14 protein-coding genes are annotated in these 20,720 nt (G+C 45.4%); 6 read left to right on the top strand and 8 right to left on the bottom strand.

Going from position 1 to position 20,720, the window contains the following annotated elements; translation table 11 throughout:
- Positions 1-79: 79 nt before the first annotated feature.
- The 4 genes from AC1VYS_RS01145 to AC1VYS_RS01130 form a co-directional block, all read right to left on the bottom strand.
- Positions 80-880, bottom strand: a complete 801-nt coding sequence (locus AC1VYS_RS01145) for a TPM domain-containing protein (RefSeq protein WP_482912669.1) — start codon at positions 878-880, stop codon at positions 80-82.
- A complete protein-coding gene (locus AC1VYS_RS01140) occupies positions 877-1,908 on the bottom strand; it encodes a TFIIB-type zinc ribbon-containing protein (RefSeq protein WP_482912668.1) in 1,032 nt (343 codons plus the stop codon). Before AC1VYS_RS01140 ends, AC1VYS_RS01145 begins: the two co-directional genes overlap by 4 nt.
- Positions 1,909-1,938: 30 nt before the next feature.
- The gene (locus AC1VYS_RS01135; RefSeq protein ID WP_482914876.1) at positions 1,939-2,646 is read right to left on the bottom strand and encodes a PspA/IM30 family protein; all 708 of its coding nucleotides are present in this window, start codon (positions 2,644-2,646) and stop codon (positions 1,939-1,941) included.
- Between the two features lie 83 nt (positions 2,647-2,729).
- Positions 2,730-3,629 carry an alpha/beta fold hydrolase gene (locus AC1VYS_RS01130; protein ID WP_482912667.1) on the bottom strand — a complete coding sequence of 300 codons (900 nt, stop codon included), beginning with the start codon at positions 3,627-3,629 and terminating at the stop codon, positions 2,730-2,732.
- 372 nt (positions 3,630-4,001) lie between these two features.
- On the opposite strand from AC1VYS_RS01130, the gene AC1VYS_RS01125 reads away from it, so the two are divergent.
- From AC1VYS_RS01125 to AC1VYS_RS01105, 5 genes are all read left to right on the top strand, one after another.
- On the top strand, positions 4,002-5,822 hold the full coding sequence (locus AC1VYS_RS01125) for a PrpR N-terminal domain-containing protein (RefSeq protein WP_482912666.1): 1,821 nt from the start codon (positions 4,002-4,004) through the stop codon (positions 5,820-5,822).
- A gap of 349 nt (positions 5,823-6,171) precedes the next feature.
- A complete protein-coding gene (locus AC1VYS_RS01120; protein ID WP_445647550.1) occupies positions 6,172-7,158 on the top strand; it encodes a 2-keto-3-deoxygluconate permease in 987 nt (328 codons plus the stop codon).
- A 275-nt stretch (positions 7,159-7,433) separates the two neighbouring features.
- Entirely contained in the window at positions 7,434-8,729 is a 1,296-nt protein-coding gene (locus tag AC1VYS_RS01115) for a four-carbon acid sugar kinase family protein (protein ID WP_482912665.1), read from the top strand.
- Positions 8,726-9,727: a 4-hydroxythreonine-4-phosphate dehydrogenase PdxA gene (gene pdxA / locus AC1VYS_RS01110; RefSeq protein WP_482912664.1), complete on the top strand. Its 1,002-nt coding sequence runs from the start codon at positions 8,726-8,728 to the stop codon at positions 9,725-9,727. The genes AC1VYS_RS01115 and pdxA overlap by 4 nt, the downstream gene beginning before the upstream one ends.
- Positions 9,728-10,111: 384 nt before the next feature.
- Positions 10,112-11,344 (top strand): Fic family protein, encoded by a 1,233-nt coding sequence (locus AC1VYS_RS01105; protein WP_482912663.1) that lies wholly within the window; start codon positions 10,112-10,114, stop codon positions 11,342-11,344.
- Between the two features lie 80 nt (positions 11,345-11,424).
- Here AC1VYS_RS01105 and AC1VYS_RS01100 read toward each other — a convergent pair whose 3' ends face one another.
- Positions 11,425-12,348 carry a helix-turn-helix domain-containing protein gene (locus AC1VYS_RS01100; protein ID WP_482912662.1) on the bottom strand — a complete coding sequence of 308 codons (924 nt, stop codon included), beginning with the start codon at positions 12,346-12,348 and terminating at the stop codon, positions 11,425-11,427.
- Between the two features lie 379 nt (positions 12,349-12,727).
- On the opposite strand from AC1VYS_RS01100, the gene AC1VYS_RS01095 reads away from it, so the two are divergent.
- Positions 12,728-15,901: an alpha-mannosidase gene (locus AC1VYS_RS01095; protein WP_482912661.1), complete on the top strand. Its 3,174-nt coding sequence runs from the start codon at positions 12,728-12,730 to the stop codon at positions 15,899-15,901.
- A gap of 208 nt (positions 15,902-16,109) precedes the next feature.
- On the opposite strand, the gene AC1VYS_RS01090 is transcribed toward AC1VYS_RS01095, so the two are convergent.
- From AC1VYS_RS01090 to AC1VYS_RS01080, 3 genes are all read right to left on the bottom strand, one after another.
- Positions 16,110-16,961 (bottom strand): aldo/keto reductase, encoded by an 852-nt coding sequence (locus AC1VYS_RS01090; RefSeq protein ID WP_482912660.1) that lies wholly within the window; start codon positions 16,959-16,961, stop codon positions 16,110-16,112.
- Positions 16,962-17,082: 121 nt separating this feature from the next.
- Positions 17,083-19,032 carry an AraC family transcriptional regulator gene (locus AC1VYS_RS01085; protein ID WP_482912659.1) on the bottom strand — a complete coding sequence of 650 codons (1,950 nt, stop codon included), beginning with the start codon at positions 19,030-19,032 and terminating at the stop codon, positions 17,083-17,085.
- Between the two features lie 327 nt (positions 19,033-19,359).
- Positions 19,360-20,613: a mechanosensitive ion channel family protein gene (locus AC1VYS_RS01080; protein WP_482912658.1), complete on the bottom strand. Its 1,254-nt coding sequence runs from the start codon at positions 20,611-20,613 to the stop codon at positions 19,360-19,362.
- Positions 20,614-20,720 lie beyond the last annotated feature (107 nt).

Raw genomic sequence — 20,720 nt, 5'->3', positions numbered from 1 at the left:
TTCTATAGTAAACCTGTCAGGCCTTATCTACGTTGTGACTTTTCTCAATACATGTTGACCATGTATCTGGTGATTACAGTTAGAACGACCGACTGCTACCGCTGTGTGAATGTCCACCTGCGGTCGTACCTCCACCGCCGCCTCCGCCATTATTGTTGTTATTCTTCTCAATTTTGGTCTTCGTGACCGTTGTACGAATATAACGATCCTGACGATCTATCACATGCGAGTTCTCCGAATCCTCATAGGTTGAACGGTTTACCGTCACCCGTCCACCCGAACGATACGTCATGACACCAACAACAATACCACCAATAGCCACGGATGCAGCGAGCTGAAACCATGTTTTGAATAAAATATTATCCGGGTTCACTCCAGGCTTCAGATCCAGATATTCGTAAGACAGATTCAGAAACTTCTCAAAAGCGACCCGATAATTGCCGTCTGACAAATCCGAGTAAATTTTGTCTGTAATTTTAGCTGCTCGACCGTTGTCGACGTATTCTTCACCCTTATAAAAGCCTGCTGCGTATACGTTACGATGATACATATCCATTGTCAGCATAACGGTGTTCCCGTGAGGTTTATCATACCCTGGTGCACGATTATCGTAGAATTCCTGAGTCAGGAGTTTATCTTCCTTCTGCTCCTCATTGTTAGTCGTGTAAATGATTAAGTCCGTCTGCCGCTCTGCTGAATACTGATTCGCCAGAGCGTTCAATTCATTTCGATCCTGCTCACTTAGCAGGTTGGCCTCATCGTAGATGAGGTTTTTGTTCTCCGCTGCGGATGCCGATGGTATGGGCAAGATCGGAGCGAGCAAGGTCACTAGAAGTACGATTAGCGCTGCTATCGCAACTAAGGGTCTCTTTTTGCTCACAGGAATCCGCCTCCCATCATCCACGACACCAGCTTCAGCGACAACAGTGAAACGGCAGCGACCCCCGTGAACCATCCGGCCACTTTAGCTTTACTGATCGGCGGCTTGCCGACCACTTTACCCGTCTGTCCATTCATGGCAAAGGTGTATTGTTTGCGGTTGTAATCATAGTTGACCATCCATACAGGTAACAGCACATAGTCTGCATTTTTGAGCTTGGTATCGATCTCTTTATTGGTGTAGCTCACACTCGTATATCCCGATACAGTAGAGGCAATGTAAGAATCGATGTAGGATCTCGTTTTATCCTTGGCCCGTGGGAAAAGCTCATTTTCGGTATAACTATATTTTTCCGCAATATATCCCGCCAGATACGGGGTTTTGAACAATTTCAGCTCATTGTAAGGAAAAGGCTCCAGCTTATCCATCAGCTCGTCATTCATTTTCTCAGATGCATCGATGGGCAGATTCACATATTCCAACCGAATTTTACGATAAATATCAAAATGTTGCGTCTCCGTATATCGGTAGTCACCCTGCGTATAGGATCGTACCTTGGTACCCTGAGCATGGACCTCAATTCGGTTATGTAGATCATACAGCCAGAACGGCACGTATATACCGGTAACACTCTGGATGCGGTCAGCGGTCATGAAGCCACCGGGCGTGAGCAGACCGTTTCTGCACCATTTTTTAAATGCCTGTTTCGCTTGCTCTTTGTTGATGGAAAAAGGAATCACCATCGCCGGGGCCAAATTGCCCGTCAGCCGGTCACTCAACACCACCGCCGCACCGCAGAAACTGCATGTTGTTGCACTTGTCTCCGGCTCAGTCACGATATCTGCTCCGCAGCTGTTGCAGTGATACTCCTTCACTTCCCCCTCCGTAAACACCTGCTTCTTCAAGGGATCGGGGAGCTGTTCAATGTTGTCCTGACGTCCGCAGCTCGGACAGGATAATGCACCGGACACACTATCAAAAATCATACCACTGCCGCAGTTCGGACATTTATACTCTAATACCGGCATCTGTTCACCTCCGTGTCTTAATCGGATGTCTTACTTCCGTAACTTCTCCTGGATCGCTGCCAGTTCCTCGTCTGCGCTTGGAGCCTGATTCTCTCTCTCCCTATTACCCGCATCTGCGTTCATATCCCGCTCTAACTGCGCAATCAATTCATCCAGATCATCTTCCTGTGCGCCTGCGCGAAGCTCTGCAAGTGCTTCCGCTTCATTTAGCGCCTGATTCGCTTGATCTTCCATCGCTTTAAACGCAGATTCCGCACGGCTTGCAGAAGAATTTTGTTCATTTAACTGCTGCTTTGCCTTCGCATCAGCCATTCGGCCTTTCAGTTCTGCGTGTCTCGCTTCCAATTTCCCCAAATCTGCAACAAGTTTGTCATTCATATGTTTCATCATCTGTGCTTTGGCGGAAGCCCGGTCATATGATGCTTGCAATTCATTGCGTTTGCCCGTCAGTTTCACTTTTTTCTCCAAAAAACTGCGTGCCTTATCCACATCACCTGATTCCGCCGATTTCTCCGCATAACGCTGCAGCTTGTTCACCTCAGCCTGGCATTCATCCAGTGCCCGCTTGGCCCGATTTTCATCTGCCAGCACCGCAGCTGTCTCGGCCTTTACCTGACCCAAGTCACTACTCAGGCTCCGCATATACTCGTTCACGGTTTTCTCCGGGTCGCCTGCCCGGTTCAACATATGATTGACATTGGCCTTCATCACGTCTCTAAACCTCGATAAGATTCCCACCATTTGTTCCTCCTTCGGGTATGTTCATATGAATATAATACATGAATAACACCACATGCGTTTCAGTTTTCATAATGAACTCTTTATAACTCTGCAATATACTTCGCACTTTCCTCCGCTATTTGCTCGGTATTCGTATTATGTAGATAATGTCCGCCGTCAATGATCAGGTATCTGCCATTATGCAGTTTCTCGCTATACTTTATAAGATCAGCCTGCCAATGTTCTACGGGCAATTCGTCACCACTCGATATAAAAAAGTACATTGGTACGTCCGGGATTCCTCGTTTATCGACTTTTTCGGCGTTCGCCTTAATCATCTTTATTTCCTCATTCATGTTAACCGTTTGGGTATTTTTATAAAATAATGCCCGGTACAGCTTCACATCATGGGTAGATAACCGATTCTCTTGAATGGCTGCAGAAGATTCTGCAATTCCCGGAAAAAAACGAGTAACTCCTGCTCTTGCAGCCAAAGTTGTTACATTCATCATCAGTTTCGAGGGAAGCGGGTACTTCTCATACACTTCTGGAACCGTAGAATCTAGTCCAATGATAGCTTTTACTTCATCAGGATACTTCTGTGCCCAATATAAAGCCTCAACACCCGACATGGAATGTGGAAATAATATATATGGCGGGTTCTGACCAGCTTTAGTTAGTGCTAAACGGGTCTCTTCTAATATCGTGTCGATATCCCTTGGAATGTCTGCTGTTTCGCTAAAACCATAACCCGCTTTCTCCACTACAGCAATTCGGTGTTGTATGGCTAATTTCGAATAAAGTGCTTTGAAATCCAGTACCGGTGCGGATGTGCCCCCACCCGAAAGAAAGACCAGTGTCTGTGGGCCAGAGCCCTCCGTGTAGACGTGCATTTTATGGTTATGTACATTAACTAAGACACCCGGTGAGGCTAATAATACCGATTCTTTCTTCAATTGGATAAGATGGTTAACAAAGCTGATGACTATAAATAGTAACAAGACTCCAACTATGGCCGATGCTGTATATCCTATTCTCTTTAACGCTGTTTTCATATCATCTCCTCTGGCAAGCTCTCCACCGCTGTAAAAAAGACATCCAGCAGTTCTACATCGTATGTTTTTCTCACGTATTCCGTTATCATCGCGACATCCTCTTCCTTCTGATACTCCAGGCAAGGACGACCCTCACTCCATAATACTCTGCAGGGGAATCTTTCTATCACACATTGGATAATGTGGTCTGGGTCGGCGGCTTTATGTATGTTGGGCATATGTCTGCACTTCCTTTCCTTCATTACTTGATCATGACTGACTTATTCTATCTTAATCGCTTAAACACTTTGCTTCCATAATGCATTAATTTTGAAATAGATGATCATTCGATTCAGTGCAGTTCGTCACATCGTTCCTTCACACCTCGCTTCACTCGCCTTCAAGGATGCCTTTCTTCTTCAAATTAGCTATAATAAAGGGATCAATGATTTTATAAAAGGCAGGAAAATTATGCGTACACGAGTTCATTTCATCGCTCCTTATGAATCGATGATTCCTATTATAGAAGAATGCATCCCGCGCTATCCTGAGCTATCCATCCAGACCGAAGTGGGTGACTTGGCAAAAGGTGCCGAGTTGGCAATTCAGGCCGAAAAAAACGGTGCAGAAATTATTATTAGCCGCGGCGGAACGGCGCAACTCATTAAACAAGCGGTGACCGTACCGGTCATTGATGTGCAGCTATCTGGCTACGATATGATTCGTTCCCTCACACTGGCAAGCCAGTTCAACGGACATACGGCCATCGTTGGTTTCTCCAACATCACGTCTGGCGCGCAGTCCATTATCGACCTGATGGATCTGCCGCTCAAAGTCTATACGATACATAGCTCAGAAGATGTCGCTAGGCTACTGCTGGAGTTGAAAGCGTCTGGCTACCAGCAAATTGTAGGTGACGTGATCACAGTGAGCACTGCAAAGGCCTACGGTCTGGACGGTTTGTTGATCCAATCAGGTACGGAGTCCATTCTCAGAGCTATGGAGGATGCACAGCTAGTCTATCGGTATTTGAGCAAAAATCAGACCGTGTCCGTCTTACTCCATGATCTCGTGACCCAAGAGCATCCGAATCTGCTGATTTTGGGTGACCAGGATGAGGTGGTGTTTGAAAACTGGGCCGACTTTAACCATAATCCACTCACCGAAAATCATCTATATCTAATGAACACAAGCCTGGAATTCCATCAATCCAAAATTCAGAACGTCTTCATGGTCGATGAATATCAATTGACAGTGCAAGCTTATGAAACCAAGCTGGATAATAAGAGCTACAAGGTGTATATACTTGAAAAAGGAGAGCCTTATGCCTTTGCACAATTCGGCATCACCACGTTTACCGATTCCTCGATGGAACCCATCGTTGCCGAATCACCTGCCATGCAGGCAGTATTAAAAAATATCCGAGCACTATATGCTCATCATGAACCCATATACTTGTTGGGCGAAGCCGATTCGGGGAAATCCTTCTTGGTCAAACATATGCATCAGATGCATGCTGGCGGCGGACTTCTGCTACAGATCGACCTCTCTCAGGTTCCTTCTGGTCATTTGCACAAAATTCCGCTAAACAAGGTAAAGACAGTGGAGCTCAATCAAATTGAATCACGTCTGCAAGACCCCGAGCTGCTGACTTTCATCGAGACTTGTCTCCAGAACAGCATCGGCCTGTTTATTCTAAGTGAACATGTGCCTGATCCGAATTGGACACTCAAGCTGAAACTGAACACACTCATCATGCCAAGCCTTGCCGACCGTACGGAGGATCTTGAACCGTTGATGCAGCACTTCCTGACGGGTTATTATCACAAATACGGCACGACAGCTGTACGAATTAAAGAGGATGCCCTACAGCTAATCCGGGATCAAGCTGCATATATGAACGTCAATCAGCTGAAACATCTCATCAAACAAGCTGCGCTGAACGAACCGGATTATGTCATTACGAGTGGAACTTTAACTCGCTTACTACATCAGCAATCTGCGGCAAATACAAGTGCAATGAAGCTAAACGGCACATTGAAGGAAATAGAGAAAGAAGTTATCCAATTGGTGCTTCAAGAGGAAAACAACAATCAATCCAAAGCCGCTGAGCGTCTGGGGATTAACCGAGCCACATTATGGCGTAAACTTAAAGATTAACTTTAAGTTTACGTCTTTTTTTGTGGTCTTTTTTATGCGTTTTTATGAGCTACTTTATCGAGTTTTTGAGCGTTTTTTTATTTGCTATGTATTCGTTTCTCAATGTTACTTCATTGAATTTCACCTGCTCATTTTCAACTCTTTTAGTTCATTATGAGCAAAACAGAGATTCCTTGTACTCGTTCATTAGATGATCTACTGGATCCGATAGACAATGTGTTGCATTTTTAAACATTTATATATTTATTTAAAATTAAAATAATTTTATGTTGCTAAATTAAACGATATGAGATAACATAATCCCTGCAAGCGCTTCAAGAAAACGATTACTTCATAAGGAGCTATGACTATGAACATTAAAGCTACTCTCGATCGCATCCCTGGCGGCATGATGGTTGTTCCTCTCTTGCTGGGTGCAACAATCAATACATTTTTCCCGAATGCCCTGCGCATCGGTGGATTTACAGAAGCTCTTTTTGTGAACAGTGCGAGCACACTCATTGCATTATTCCTGTTAATTGCAGGTACACAGATTACGTTCAAAACAGCCGGTTCCTCTGTCGGCAAAGGTTTGACCCTACTTACGTTCAAGTGGGTAATCGGTGCTGGTCTTGGTTTCATCGCTATTCTACTCGCTGACTCAAACGGCTTATTTCTAGGACTTGCTCCACTTGCCATCATTGCAGCCATGACCAACTCGAATGGTGGCCTGTACATCGCACTTGCGGGTCAATACGGTAAGGAAGACGACAAAGCAGCCTACCCGTTCCTCGCACTTAGTGACGGACCGTTTCTAACGATGGTAGCGCTCTCGATCTTTGGTGCGATGGGCTTTGCGAACGGCATGTTCTCCCCCATGTCCTTTGTCGCGGTATTGCTTCCACTGATTGTTGGTGTCATTATTGGTAATCTGGATCGTAATATGGCTGAATGGCTGCACAAAGGCAGTGACAAGCTCGTTCCGTTTTTTGCCTTTGCGCTCGGTATGGGCATCAACTTCTCTTCCATTATCCAAGGTGGACTTGGTGGAATTCTGCTCGGCGTGCTGACTGTGCTTCTTACAGGCGGGGTTGGATACTTGCTCTTCAAAGCCATCGGCTGGAATCCCATTGTCGGCGCATCCGAAGGTTCTACAGCGGGTAATGCGGTAGGTACACCCGCTGCCATCGTAGCTGCCAATGCGTCATTTGGCCCCATTGCGGAGATCGCTACAGTGCAGATTGCGGCAAGTGTTGTGACCACGGCAATTTTGTTGCCGATCTTTATCGGTTTCCTCTCCAAACGACTGGAGAAATCAGGCGGCATCGCCAAGTATAATGAACGACCGACCACATAAATGTAGAAAATTAAAACGGAATGATTTCATTTTTAAATTTTTTACCATACAAGTTGAACTATTTGTTTACACATTAACGGAGAAGACAGAAAAAACCTGGAAAAGCGGAGCGTTCGCCTTTATCACGGATTTCCCCCTTTGGAAAAGGAATTCAAGAAATCTGGGGATAACAGCGATTGGAAGGTTATTCTGTCATCGGAGTGATCCGTGTAAACACCTTTGGTTCAATTTATATGGTTAATGTAACAAACGAAAACTAAAGGAGGGATGACTGCATGAAACTGGCCATTATCGCAGATGACTTGACCGGAGCCAATGACAGCGGGGTGCAGCTAGCCCGGCATGGCTTGAAGACGAGCGTTCTATTTAATATGGATGAGGCATCACTGGCCTCTTATGATACCGTTGTTTTTGATACAGACAGCCGCTCTGTTGCGGCGGAGGAAGCTTATGATCGCGTGTATCGTGCAGCCAAGCTGCTGACGGAGAACGGGTTCGATACGCTTTTCAAAAAGATGGATTCCACCATGCGAGGCAATATCGGTATCGAGATCGATGCAGTATATGATGTTGTACAACCTGATTTCATGATGATCGCTCCGGGTTATCCGAAAAATAACCGTACCATTCGAGAGGGCATTCATTACCTAAACGGCGTGCCACTTGCGGAGACAGAAATTGCTCTTGATCCGAAGACACCCGTGACGATCTCTTACCTACCGGATCTGCTCAAACAACAGACGAAATACCGCGTGGGTGAGATTACCGTAGGTGATCTGGAAGCCGGACAACAACAAGTACACGCCAGATTGGAGCAGTTCAAACAAAACAACATCCCGTATGTGCTGGTGGACTCCACCGAGGAAGCGCATTTAGAGCAGATTTTACAAATGACACGGGACATGCCGTATACATTTGCTTGGGCGGGTGCAGCAGGAATTGCGAACTATCTCCCAGCTCACTATGAGTTGGAATCCAAATCCGCCGCACTCACGATCCCGGAGAACACGGGGCCCATCTTGACCGTTGTCGGCAGCGTGAACAAAAACTCTCGTGAGCAGTTGTATCGTTTGCTCCGTCAGTCTCGAATCGCGTCCGTATCGTTTCATTCATTCAAAGCCGTATCGGCAGAGGCAGATCGTACTGCGGAGATGGAACGTGTCTACGATGAGGTTAGAACCAAAGCGCTGGAGGGGGAAGATGTTGTGCTCTACTCCACTGCCGAATCCATCGATATTGAGCTGGCACGGGCAACAGGTGAGAATCGCGGATTGAATCACACCCAAGTCAGCAACGAAATCGTACGTGCGATAGGCGAAATATGCGCCAGACTGCTCGAAGAGGGCCTTTTCAAAGGAGTATCCATGACAGGCGGCGATACCGCCAAACAGATTTGTCTGAAATGGAATATCAGCGGCTTTGAACTGTTGGACGAGCTTGAAATCGGCGTGCCGATCTCCAGATTTATGGGTATGGAAGATTTATATGTGATTACCAAAGCAGGCGGATTCGGCAAACCGGACGTCTTTATCCGTGCAGTTCAAAAATTAAAAGGGGGCATTCTCGCATGAAACCCACAGTAGGTATTACGATGGGCGATGCCGCAGGCATCGGACCCGAGATTATTATGAAAGCACTGGCACATCAAGAGGTGTATGATCAGTGCAACCCGCTTGTGATCGGTGATGCCAAGATTTTGGAGCGTGTACTACCCGTGATCGGTTCCAACTTGAAAGTAAATGCTATTCAGGAGCCAATGGAAGCTAGATATGAATTCGGTACTGTCGATGTCATCGACTTAAACCTTGTTCCTGCTGATCTGGAGTATGGCAAAGTATCTGCTGTCGCGGGAGATGCGGCATTTCAGTTTCTTGCAAGAGCCATTGATTTGGCGAAAAAGAAGCAAATTCACTCGATCTGCACAGCACCGCTGAACAAAGAAGCACTACATTTGGGAGGTCATCTGTATCCAGGCCATACGGAGATTTTGGCAGACCTGACGGACACCGAGGACTTCTCCATGATGCTCACCACGCCTAACTTGCGCGTCATTCACCTGACCACTCATATGGGCCTGATTGAAGCCATTGCGAGCATTAACCCGGAAAGAACCTATACAGTCGTGAAGCTGGCTCATGATACGTTGAAAAAAGCAGGCTTTGACAATCCACGCGTCGCAGTGTGCGGGATTAACCCTCATGCCGGAGAGAACGGCTTGTTCGGCAACGGGGAAGAAGAAGAGAAGTTGCAGCCCGGCATTGAGCGCGCGCAGCAGGAAGGCATTAACGTCGTTGGCCCACTGCCAGCGGACACACTCTTCTTCCGCGCAGGCCGCGGCGACTTCGACATCGTTGTAGCCTGTTACCACGACCAAGGTCATGCCCCAATCAAGGTGATGGGCATTGAGGAAGGTGTTAATATCACGGTAGGCCTGAAGGGTGGCATCATCCGTACATCCGTGGACCACGGAACTGCCTTTGATATCGCTGGCAAAAACATCGCTGATGATAAAAGCATGCTGGCAGCTATTCGCTCCGCCATTGAGCTTGCACCGAAAGACTTGGTGTAAAACTCGCAGCCGATTAAGCTTTCAAGTTATAAACTCGTAATATAAACATAATTTTAATTTTAAATTAAAATTGAAAAAGGCAGGCCCACTTTCCTATAGTGAGCTTGCCTTTTTCTATATCATCCACTTCTCAAGTATATTTCAAGAAGACATTCGCTTTTTTGTCCACAACCACAGGATCTAACTTTAGCCACAATTTCGTGGTAATGAAGCTGAAGCTTCTTGTCACCGCCCTTCTCTATTTAATATTGAACGAGCATTTCACTGATAAGTTCATCTTCACTACTTTATACAATAGAAATATGAATAATTCATTTGTATTAAGGAAATAGTAGAATTATAATTTAAAAAGAGTACCCTTTTTAAATAATAGGAGATGGTTTTATGGGATATGAAAGATTATCTAAGATTTTTTATAAATTAGATCGTGATTCATTCGCCGAAGAGTTGAGAATAAGACAAAATAGTTATGGCAGTTATCGAACATCCTTGACTATCAAAGGTTTTAGAAAAGGGAATGTTACTGCAGAATCATTTGAACTTTTCTATGTAAACACACATGAATTAATGATTTTGAATAACCAAGTCTTAATAAACAGTTCTGAAATTTCTTCACTCATTAGCAAACTTCCTGATTTTATACTGGAGCCTTATTTTAATAAACTCATCGTTAACGAAGCTCAGAGTAATAATGAAATTGAAGGAGTTCGCAGTACAAAAAAAGAACTACAGGAAGCTCTCAGTGAAGTTAAAAAAAAAGAATCTAAGAATAAAAGATTTACAGGACTAATTAAGACGTATCTCTATATTGATCAAATTAAACCATTTGAGCAGCCTCTGGATTTCAGATCTTTGTATGATGATCTAGTTGCTGATGAAATTATAGCGGAAGATAAACCAGACGGTGAGCTGTTCAGACAAGGTAATGTGGAAATAAATGATGGGCAAATTACAACTCATGTTGGTGTGAGTTCGGAAAAGAAAATTATCGCATCGTTAGGCATGCTTATCAACTTTTTAAAAGATGAATCTCATCCTCCACTTTATCGGTATATGGTCGCTCATTATTATTATGAGTATATCCACCCATTTTATGATGGTAATGGGCGCACAGGGCGTCTTATAGTGGGCAGTTATTTATCACGCTATCTTGAAAAATATTCGGCGATCACATTTTCCTATGCGGTCAATAAAGATAAAGCTAAGTATTATAAAGCATTGGAAGAAATAGCATTCCCTTTAAATCATGGAGAGATGACCTTTTATTTAATCCATATGCTTGAATTACTTTCCAATGGACAAAGAAGTATTATTGAAGATCTTGAAATTAGTCTAATGAAATTGGAAAGAATCACACAGTATATGAAAAAAGATAAATGGAATGATAATGGGGATGCCAGAGAGATATTACTATTAATGCTTACTATTAATGTATTTATAACTGAGAATATAATTTTATCTGTACAAGAATTAATGAAGTACTCCAAAAAATCTAGACACAAGATCAACAATGTCATGGATTATCTCGTACAGGAAGGATATGTTGAATTAACAGGTAAGAAACCTAAGTCTTATCAAATATGTGATGGTTGCATTGAAAAAATATTATTAACGTAATGTAAGATGAAGAGTCTATCCCACATTACATGACTCTTCATCTTTTGCTGCTTCTTTCCAGCCCCTCCGCTTATCTCGTTCTACCCCTGCCTCTCCCCTACAAGTACCATCTCACGCTCATCCTGTGCTGGCTTGCTGCGTCGATAGGCGCTAGGCGACATTCCATTCTGCTTATTAAAAATGCGATTGAACTGCGAAAAGCTGGTGAAACCGCATTGGGCAGCAATATCCGTAATTTTCTCACTCGAATGTAGCAGCATTTGTTGGGCATTTCGAATTCGGGTCATCTGCACATATTCCGTAAACGTGAAGCCTGTGACTTTGTTGAACTGGCGCGATAGATGATGTGCGCTGACATAAAAGCGTCTGGACACCTCATCCAGCGACATCTCCTGCTGATAGTGACTATGAATATAGGATGCAATAGCATACATTCGCTGGGTCATGGATGATCCTTTTTCCTCACGGACATAACTATTCTCCGCCGCATAACGATGAAGACCACATAAAAATTCGACAAATTTATGATGAATAGCCACCGATTGAATAGGAGATAACTGCTGTGATATCGCAAAAATATCGTTGAGGGGCGCAAGAACTTCCTTACGCTGCTCTTCCGAGAAGCGGAAAATGGGAACCTGCGCATTAAATATCGTAAATAGCTCGCTGTAACCGTTCTCAAGTCCAGGTAAACTACGAGGCATAGCAAAATTAATCATTAACCGTTTGGGTGGCACACCCTTAGGATATTGGGTTTTATGAAGCAGAGCAGGCCGAAGCAACACAATATCATAGGGCTGCATCTCGTATAAACTGCCTTCAATAATGTGCGCAGCGGTCCGATCCAGCAAAATGCAAATTTCATAAAAATCGTGAAAATGCTGAAACTCCATATTGAGATCATGCGAACGCTCGTCGTAATCCAGGTAATAATAAAGCGAATCCCCCGGCTGGTTCACATGGATCGCATATCCCTTCTCATATGCCAGAACCGATGATGTCATGGACATGCTCCTTCCCTAGGGCGTGTCTGAAAATGCTGAAGAAAGCAGATTTTGCCGAATTTTCGTTCCAAGCAAGGAAGTTTCCCGCAGGCGTGCTGGGGCACGTCAAGGGGAAGTGACGTAGCAGGGGGCGAAAAGGGGGTAAAAGATGCACTTCAGTAGGTTTCAAGACACGCCCTAATCATACCTACCTTCATTTTAGCATGAAATGCAATAAAAAGACGGTGTTTTCAGCATACATTACGTAGTTTCTAGCATTTCTGATTTGATATGATAAAGTTAAAATGTCAGCGTTTCCATTGTTATAGTTTTTGTTTTTGTTGATGTTGAAGTAACCCTTACAGCTTGTACTTACTAAATACCAAGGTGGGAAACACATATGAAATTGAATTCCTTGTCTACTCGAATCCAAACGATTGTGAAACACTTGGAAAGTGCACGATTGACGTCAAAGACATATATACCCGAGCTTTATCATAAAGAGAGCGGATACCATACCTGGGATCTCGTACATGAAGACCCTTCTTCATGGAACGTGTTCCGCAAAGGTGATGGCTGGGGCGGCAAAGATGTACACAGCTGCTTCAAAACCCGCATTCGCATTCCTGACCACATGGAGGGGAAAAAGGTCGTATGTGCCATCGTTACCGGTGCCACAGATATTTGGAATTACGATAATCCGCAGTTTCTGGCCTTTCTGAACGGAGAGCTCGTCTGCGGTCTGGATGTGAATCATACTGAAATCGACCTGACGCCATCGGCTGTCAAAGGAGAAGAGTTTGAGCTGGCGCTGTATGCCTATTGCAGCACATCCGCAGCCGATGTTTTCCTGAACGTATATATTGCCGAGCATCATGAGCCTGTCTCGAATTTGTATTACGACCTAAAGGCTGCGCTGGATGCGGCAGATCTGCTGCGCGAGGACGATCTGGAGCATCTGAAGCTGATTGAACAGCTGAACGAAGCTGTAAATCTGCTCGATTTACGCCAAGAGAACAGTGCAGCTTTTCACGCATCCGTGCTGAAAGCACGTGAGTACCTGCAACACCATATCTATGGAGAAACTCGCCCGGACAGTGATCATATCCCGACCGTTCACTGCATTGGTCACACTCATATTGACGTGGCATGGCTGTGGACGCTGGATCAGACACGTGAGAAGGTTATCCGCAGCTTCGCGAGTGTGCTCTATCTGATGGATAAATTTCCGGAGTACACCTTCATGTCCTCCCAGCCTCAGCTCTATGCATATTTGAAAGCCGACTTCCCTTCTTTATATGAGAAAATCAAAGAAAAAGTAGCCGAAGGCCGCTGGGAAGCAGAAGGTTCGATGTGGCTGGAAGCCGATTGTAATCTGATCTCGGGCGAATCCATGATCCGTCAGATTATCTATGGCAAACGTTTCTTCAAGGAAGAATTCGGCGTAGAGAACCGTGTGCTCTGGCTGCCCGATGTATTTGGTTACAGCGCAGCGATGCCGCAGATTATGCGCAAGAGCGGGATCGATTATTTTATGACGACCAAAATTGCCTGGAATGATACGAACCAGATTCCAAACGATACGATGTACTGGAGAGGTATTGACGGTTCGGAGGTTCTGACGCATTTCATTACGGCCAAAGACTATATTCCACACCCGGAATTCGGAAAGCATCGTTTCGAAACCACTTACAACGGACGATTCAATGCATCCCAAGTAAAAGGTACGTGGCAGCGATATCAGAACAAAACCATCAACACCGATGTACTGCAATGCTTCGGATTCGGAGACGGCGGCGGTGGACCAACGGAGGAAATGCTTGAGCACGGCAGACGACTTGAAAAAGGACTCCCCGGCGTACCAACAGTGAAACGTACATTTGTGCGTGAATTTTTTGAAAAGTTAGAGCAGAATTTAGACGGCGTACGCTCGGTTCCGCGCTGGTCAGGCGAGCTGTATCTGGAATATCATCGCGGTACGTACACGTCTATGGCTCGTAATAAAAAGTATAACCGTCACAGCGAATTTGCGCTGTCCGATGCCGAGCTGTTTTCCATGATTCAACGCCAAGCGGATGCACAGGCTGTATATCCAACCGACGCATTGGAACACGCTTGGAAGCTGACGATGTTGAACCAGTTCCATGATATTCTGCCAGGCAGTTCGATTGAGCAGGTATACATCGATTCGCAGGAGCAATATGAAGAGGTGTTGCGTGTCACGGACGAACTGAAGAGCAGCGCCTTGAACGCAATTGTAAGCCAGATTACGTCGAACGGCGAAGCCATCGTTGTCTTTAATCCGACCGGCTTAGCACGGACAGATGTGGTGGAACTGCCTGCTTTTGCGAAAAAAGTAACCGTACACGATGGAGATCGTCCTGTACCAAGTCAGTACACGCCAGAAGGCGGACTTGTGTTCCTTGCCGAAAACGTGCCTGCAGCAGGATACAAAACGTTCCGCATCACACCGGATGCCGCCGCTGATCTTGGCAGTGCAGGTATATCGGTTGCCCAGTGGCAATCCGAGCAGCAGTCCATCGAGACCCCTTGGTATGATATTCGTCTGAATGAAAGTGCTGAATTTGTATCCGTGTGGGACAAGCTGGAGGGGCGTGAACTGCTTCAATCCGGCGAGCGTGGCAATGTGCTGCAAGTGTTCGAGGATCGTCCTGCGGAGTACGAGGCATGGAACATTGACGATTATTATGAACAGCATATGTGGGAGATCAATGACCTGCAATCGATGGAATGGGTAGAAAGCGGCCCGGTACGTTCCGTGCTTCAAGTGAAAAGACAATTCCTGGACTCTGTCGTTGAACAAACGATCATTTTCTACGCACATACACGGCGAATCGACTTCCGTACCTTCGTAGACTGGAGACAGGAGCATCTGTTGCTGAAAGCTGCTTTCCCGCTCGATATTTGGAGTGAAAAAGCCGTCTATGAGATCCAGTATGGTAACGTGGAACGCGCAACACACCGCAATACAAGCTGGGATCAGGCTCGTTTTGAGGTATGTGGTCAGAAATGGGCCGACCTTGCCGAGAGCGGTTACGGGGCAGCCCTGCTGAATGACTGCAAATACGGATACGACATTCACAATTCGGTGATGCGTCTATCCCTGATCAAGAGTGCAACCTATCCGAACGAAAATGCCGACAAAGAGCAGCATGTGTTCACTTACTCCCTGTATCCGCATCAGGGTGATTTCCGTGAGGGACGTGTTATTCAGGCAGCTTATGATCTTAACCGTCCATTGGTTGGTCTGGAGATAGGTTCACAAACCGGAACATTGCCGGATACATGGTCACTTGCTTCTGTAGATCAGGAGAATGTCGTGCTGGAGGTTATCAAAAAAGCCGAGGACAACGACGACATGATCATCCGTGTCTATGAAGCCCATGGCCGCCGCAGTCGTGCCTCCCTGCAATTGCCTGAGGGAACAGGTGCTACAGCTTATGCATGTGATTTGCTGGAGAACATCGAAGCAGAGTGCCGTGTGGAGAATGCTCGCATTGCTTTTGACATCAAGCCTTACGAGATTCTGACGTTCCGTATTCCGCGCGTATAAGGCATCTGGCTGAGCGGACTTGTCTTAAAGCAGTGAATGCCAGAAGATGTAAAAACATAGATGTTTCTGTTCGGGAATCTGGTTAGATGCTAGCCGATACATCGTTCTATATATCAAAAGAGTGCCGCTTGTCCTTATGGACGAGGGCACTCTTTTTTTCTCTATGCGAGCTTCTTCTATACATCTTTCTTCAATGATCCGTAATCTCTTAAAATTCCTCGTACTCACTCGGATCTTGGTTCCACAATCGCCCATCTGCACGATTAAACGAGGCAATGACCTGCATCTCCTCTTCGTTCAGCTCGAAATCAAATATATTAATATTCTCTTGCTGATGCTCTAAGGAACCTGCCTTCGGAATCGGAATAGAGCCAAGCTGAATATGCCAGCGCAATATCACTTGTGTAGGCGTTTTGCCGTGCGTTTCTGCAATGCGAACAATGTTCTTGTCCTTCAAAATATCCTGCAAAGCATCATTCCCACGTCCGATGGGACTCCAGGATTCATTCACAATGCCATGCTTTGCATCCTGCTCCCGCTGCTTCGCTTGATCGAAGAACGGATGTAGCTCGATCTGATTCAGACTTGGTGCGACACCCGTCTCCTGAATCAGCCGTTCATTGTGCTCAGGCAGGAAGTTGCTGACACCGATGGAGCGGATGTATCCGCGTTTTTTCGCTTCGATTAAAGCTTGCCACGCCTCAACATACTTATCCTGCTTGGGATTAGGCCAGTGGATCAGATACAGGTCATAATAGTCCAGATCTGCTCTGTACAGCGATTCCTGAATCGCGACCAGCGCTTTGTCATAGGCATGATATCTGCCCGGCAACTTGGAGGTAATGAGCAGATCCTCGCGCGCGATGGAGCTTTGTTTGATCGCTCTACCAACGGTAGCTTCATTTTCATAGTTGTATGCCGTATCAATCAAGCGATACCCTGCATCCAACGCAGACGCAACGGATTGAACCCCTGCCTCCCCTTTCAAACTGTACGTACCAAATCCAATCGCAGGCACTTTCAAGCCATCATTCAACGTGTATTCCGGGATATGATTCATTCGAGAACTCTCCTTTGTAAAAGGTAGTATGATCTTTCCTGAGCAAGGCTGGAAATATAAAGCATTCTCTCGTTATTCTACCCCTTCACGCTGACTTGAATCAATTCAGGCAGCTCATGTTCTATTTAGCATTTCCGATAATCAAATCTGTGATAATATCCAACTGTTTTTCTACCGCAATAGGGTCACTCGGAAGAAACTGATCAAAATCAATAGAGTACACATGGCCTGATTTCCCCGCTGGTGAGGCATCGACCAGCTTCTGTACATTCTTAAGCTTGTCCTCAGCACCCTTATTCACCGCGAGAAACAGACGGTCACCAATAAATTCGGGAATCACCTCGGTGGATACCTCCCATGTTTCGCCATGAATGACATCCGACTCTACCTTGGCTGCTGGCTTCAATCCAAGATATTTATAAATAATATTGCCACCCATATTGGTATCTCCGTATACAAAAAGGGCATCTGGACGTACGTTTAATATAGAGAACGTTTCATCCGCACGAACATAAGGGCTGATTTTCGCTTTGTACGCTGCGATTTTGGTTGTAAACTTCTCATTCCACTGCTTCGCTTCTTCCTGTTTACCGAGAATATCCCCAAACATCTCTATATCTTTGATGGGTTCATTATTCTGCTCGATCACAATAGTTGGAGCAATCTTGCTCAGTGCATCATACCCACCCTCCACAATCTCCGCTAATGCAGGTGTTGTTACAATCAAGTCTGGTTGCAGGGACAGAATTTTCTCCGCATCTGGCGGTATGCCGATATCGGTAATTCCTGTTTTGTCGCTAATATGCGGGTTATCCAGAACATATGTCGTTGTGCCCACCGGTTTCACGCCAAGTGCGATCAGCTCGCCAAGATGAAAGAAACTGACAACACGCTGTGGATGCACAGGGATGGCTGTTTCGCCTTTTAAGTGTTTATAAATTCTCGTTTCCGCGGCAGTGCTATCTGATGCGGTTGCCGTCGCTGTTTGGCTTGCAGGCTCTTGAGCTGCCGCAGCCCCTCCTATGGAATTGCTTGCCTGACATGCACTAAGAATCAACGATGTACACAGTACCATCATGGCTCCAAAGGCAGGTCTTGAAAATCGAAACATGGATGTATCCCCTTCCTTAACCCATTGATAATAAGACTCATTCTCATTATGAGAATCAAAAGGAAGGTAGGCAATGGACGATTCCAAACGGCGTAATGGATTATTCTGAACCTGAGCGGCTCGGGGCTTATGTTCCGCGCGAAATAGAAGCGGGGAGTGACCGGTGTGTTTTTTGAATAAACGACTGAAATAATATACATCTGCATAACCTACCTTGCTTGCAACATCCTGAATCCGTGCATCCGACTTCAGAAGCAGCTGTTTGGCACGGTGAACACGCTCATGAATCAGATATTCGATTGGCCCCAGTCCGATCTGATTGCGGAATAAACGCGATAAATAACTCGTGCTGCATTCATATCTGCCCGCCAGTTTCTCCGCTGTAATGGACTCCATATAGTTCGCTTTGATATACTTGATCGCCTCGGTCACGATGTTGGTTTTAGTATACTCTGGCTGCGCCAATGTCTGCAGTTTTTGGCTCAAAACCTCGTACACCAAGGGCAAAAAAAGGGATTGGGCTTGTAGCCGATCTAAAAGCTCATTGCTATCCCAGTGACGTTCCATTGCTTCACATTTTTCCTGAATTGGCAGCATCGCGTTTGGTGTAAACCCATAAGAATGGGTCAAGCTCTCCTGACCCTCTGATAATACAGGTAACAATGTATATATAACCAGATATCCGGCCCATTCCTGATCGTAACCCGGCACTTCAAAAATCGTGTTCTTGTTCTCTCCTCCATAGAAGATGTAAGGCGAGCGGCAATGAACAAATTCACCGGACACCCTCACTCTGATCTCTCCATGCGTAAGAATAAAGAAAAACCCCGTATGTGCTTCAAACTCGGACAGATCCGGAACTGCCCCATGTTGTGCACGATAAGACTGAATACATTGCAACCGCACAGCTGATCGACTCCACTGCTCAATATGAGCATTCCAATCTATTATCCTCTCCATCAACATTCCCCCTGCCTGTACGTGTACTGTATCCCGAACTCTATGAAGTGAGTTATCCCTTACCTGTATAGTGAAGCAATAGCGATTTTCAGCGAAACATCGCCATTCCTCATGATCTTCCCATGCTCGCCTCATTCTACGTCCTCAAAATATGCCCTATTATATCACAGACCAAAAGCCATCAACCGGAGAGGTCAATGGCTTATCTAAATATCTTCTGAGCTACGTAATGGAGTTATATCAGAACTACATACCTGGAGCTATATCATCGAACGATGCAAGACTTGGAGAGTCGCTCCAAAAATACTTGATGGATAGGTTACCTTATTAATATTCACGCACATATTCTTTATTTTCCTTAAGCTGTACAATGTCATGCCCTGTTGGATTCTGGAAGGCACGGAGCCCGAACGTTGACGCAACTGCAAAGATATGGTCAAAGATATCTGCCTGCACACTCTCATACACAGCCCAGTTGGTGTCATTGCTGAACGCATAAATTTCGAGAGGTAGTCCGCGATCCTCCGGAGCAAGCTGTCTCACAATCATCGTCATATCCTTATTGATCTTCGGATGATGTCGCAAATATTGACGAATATATTCACGGAACACACCGATGTTGGTGAGTTGTCTGCCATTCACATTACTTTCCCGATTTACCTGATGCTCTACGTTGTACGCTTCAATTTCTTTTAATTTCGACGTTACATAATCGGTTAAATAGTGGATTTTATCGAACTCAGCCACCATCTCTTCGTCACAAAATCGGATACTGCTGATATCGATAAAAATACTCCGCTTAATCCGTCTACCACCGGACACTTGCATGCCTCTCCAGTTGCGAAATGAGTCCGAAATCAGCGCATAACTCGGAATCATCGTAATCGTCTTATCAAAATTCATGACTTTCACTGTGTTCAGCGTAATGTCGATCACATCGCCATCCGCATTGTATTTCGGCATCTCAATCCAGTCGCCTACACGCACCATATCATTGGAGGACAGCTGCACACCCGCGACCAGACCCAGAATAGAATCTTTGAAGATGAGCATCAATACTGCTGATAAAGCCCCGAGTCCACTGAGGATAATCAACGGATTCTGTCCCACCAGACTGGAGATGACGATAATACCGCCAACGATAAACAGTACAATTTTGGCTACCTGAATGTAACTCTTGATCGGCCTTATTTTAGACACTTCATAGGTACGATAGATATCATCGAACACGTTCAGCAATGCATTCAGCACCGTAATCATGATGACAATCATGTAGGTCATTGCCGCTTTTTCAATCAAAGCCTGATAACCCGGGAAGATGTACGCTGTGTAATAGATAATAATAGCTGGCACAAGATGGGATAGTCGCTGGAACAGCTTTTTCTGAACAACGATATGCCCCCATTTGAACCGGTTATGGCTCACAATCCGATGCACGGCCTTAAGCACAAGTCGTTTGGCAATATAATTGGCAATCATCGAGATTAGCGCGATAAAAATAATCATGATTACACTGGAAAAGTATCCAAGGGAGGGCTCAGTCATGCCTAGTTCCGTTAACTGTTCTTTGATAAAATCCATAGTTTCCTCCTGACGCAGTCTAGTTTAGCCTACTATTATAGAGTAGATTGGGCAGTGAGGCAAAAGAGCCGAAAATGATTTAACCCAGCTCTTTTATGAAAAAGGTA

It is taken from the genome of Paenibacillus sp. G34, from assembly GCF_056856875.1.
Note: the sequence above shows the minus strand (reverse complement) of the source record. Positions and strands in the feature narration are given on the sequence as shown.